This window comes from Capnocytophaga sp. oral taxon 332 str. F0381 (genome assembly GCF_000318275.2).
In the GTDB taxonomy this organism is placed as follows: Bacteria; Bacteroidota; Bacteroidia; order Flavobacteriales; family Flavobacteriaceae; genus Capnocytophaga; species Capnocytophaga bilenii.
The window spans coordinates 26939-29019 of record NZ_KB291346.1 but is presented as its reverse complement, the minus strand read 5'-3'; the positions used below and the strand labels follow the sequence as shown (position 1 = coordinate 29019).

General features: G+C 35.0%; 3 protein-coding genes. All 3 read right to left on the bottom strand.

Features of this window, described 5'->3' with window-relative positions; genetic code table 11:
- Positions 1–175: 175 nt before the first annotated feature.
- The 3 genes from HMPREF9075_RS11800 to HMPREF9075_RS11790 all read right to left on the bottom strand — a co-directional run bounded on the left by HMPREF9075_RS11800 (position 176) and on the right by HMPREF9075_RS11790 (position 1949).
- Positions 176–424, bottom strand: a complete 249-nt coding sequence (locus HMPREF9075_RS11800; RefSeq protein WP_009416835.1) for a tetratricopeptide repeat protein — start codon at positions 422–424, stop codon at positions 176–178.
- Between the two features lie 23 nt (positions 425–447).
- Positions 448–1236 (bottom strand): tetratricopeptide repeat protein, encoded by a 789-nt coding sequence (locus HMPREF9075_RS11795; RefSeq protein ID WP_009416834.1) that lies wholly within the window; start codon positions 1234–1236, stop codon positions 448–450.
- 113 nt (positions 1237–1349) lie between these two features.
- On the bottom strand, positions 1350–1949 hold the full coding sequence (locus HMPREF9075_RS11790; RefSeq protein WP_009416833.1) for a hypothetical protein: 600 nt from the start codon (positions 1947–1949) through the stop codon (positions 1350–1352).
- Positions 1950–2081 lie beyond the last annotated feature (132 nt).

The following is a 2081-nucleotide window of genomic DNA, read 5'->3' as shown; positions in this document are numbered from 1 at the left end:
AAAGGAAATAGTAGGGCAGTTCTTTTGTATTATGGTGATTATTAATCTATTGGATTTTTAACAACACATCTGATACATTACCCACCTCAAAAAACATATTTAACAAAGGTACTTTTATTTAAAAAACATAAAGAGCTGCCAAATCAAAATTGACATCCACCTAACTCATTTGTATCTAGTTATTAATAGTATCTACAATGTCACAAGCCACATTATCACCATTTTTGCAGGCTTTTTTAAACCAAAAAATAGCTTGAGTTTTAGATTGTTCCACCCCTTTTCCGTTATAATAACAAATTCCCAAATCATATTGAGCTTTTGCATCCCCTTTTTCTGCTTTTGCAATAAGTGTTTTAATGTCTTGTGTTTGAGAATAACCCCAAACAAAACCAAACATACATATAAATATAAAAAATCTTTTCATCGTTAGTTTAAACGTTTAGTTGCCTAATCTTTAATTTTATTTAGCAATTCACAAGCAGGCTCATAGGAATTATCACAAGATTTTATAAACCAATACAAGGCTTTTTCTTTTGATATTTCTACTCCTTCCCCTTTATCATAACAAAGCCCCAAAAAGTATTGAGCTTTTGCATATCCTTGTTGGGCAGATTTCATAAGCCATTCAGCCGCTTTAGAATCAGATTGTTCTACCCCTTCTCCATTATGGTAACAATACGCCAAAGAATATTGAGCTCCTGCATATCCTTGCTCGGCAGCTTTCTCAAACCATTCAGCAGCTTTTTCAAAAGATTGTTCCACGCCCTCTCCATTACTATAACATTCCCCTAAAGCACATTGTCCCTCTGCATCTCCTTGTTTGGCAGCTTTCTCAAACCACTCCGCAGCTTTTTTAAAAGATTGTTCCACTCCAGTACCCATACAATAAGAAAGTCCTAAAAGAACCTGCCCCTCTGAATCTCCTTGTTTGGCAGATTTTTCAAACCATTCCACCGCTTTTTCAAGAGATTCCTCTATCCCTTCTCCTTTATGATAACAAACTCCTAAAGCGTTCTGAGCCTTAGCATATCCTTGTTTAGCCGCTTTTTCATACCATTTAACCGCTTTTTCAAAAGATTGTTCCACCTCTTCACCATCATAATAACATTTAGCTAAATTATATTGAGCTTCTGCATCTCCTTTTTCCGCTTTTGCAGTAAGAGTTTCTATGTTGTCAGTTTGTTTACAGCCTATAATAAAGCCTAATAAACATAAAAATACGATTATTTTTTTCATTGCCTATTGTTACTTTTTAATACCAACCACTAACACCTAATTCCCAAATTTGCTAATTCTCTCATTTCCAAATTTCCAAATTTCCAAATTTCCAAATTTCCTAATTTCCCTAACTATCTCCCATTTCTAAAGATACCCAGCATAATCCTAGCGTCCTCTTTGCCCCATTTTAGTTTGTTATGAGCAGGAGGGTTTTCAAAAAGAGATAACGACAAGTTAAAATACAATTCTGCATTCTTACCACCACCGTATTTTGCCGGAGTATACATATCCTGAATAGCTTTTACTAAGTACAAACGCGCATTTTCAGGGTCTAATTTCTCAGCTTTTTGCAGCGTGCTAACCATTTGATTTACTTTGTTATAAATCTCGCTATTGGGAACAAATTGCAAAGCGTAATTTTGCGCCAAAGCCAGCAGTATATAGTCTTCAGCATCTTTAGCACTATGTTCTAACAATTTGATAGCCTCTTCTATATATTCTTTTTTTTCTGATTCAACCATAGCTATTTTACTAGCTTCGCGGTATTTAATATACGCTTTCCAATAGTCGTTTAGTTCAGAGGCGTTGTCGTACAAAAAAGTTTCTACTGCTGCAGCATTGTGGCTATCGTATGATTTTTGCAGAGCAGCCTCTATTTTATCTTCAATGTTTTGCGAAAAAGATACGGCACTGCAGCATAGCAGTATACCGAAAAGAATCATTTTTTTCATTGTTTTTTTATGTATAAAAGTTAATAACTAATTTTGATACCGCAAAGATACAAAAAAATGTTTAATTATCAAAGATTAATGTTCAAAGCACCCAATAACCACCCCCCACACAGCACTACTGCGCACTGCCCC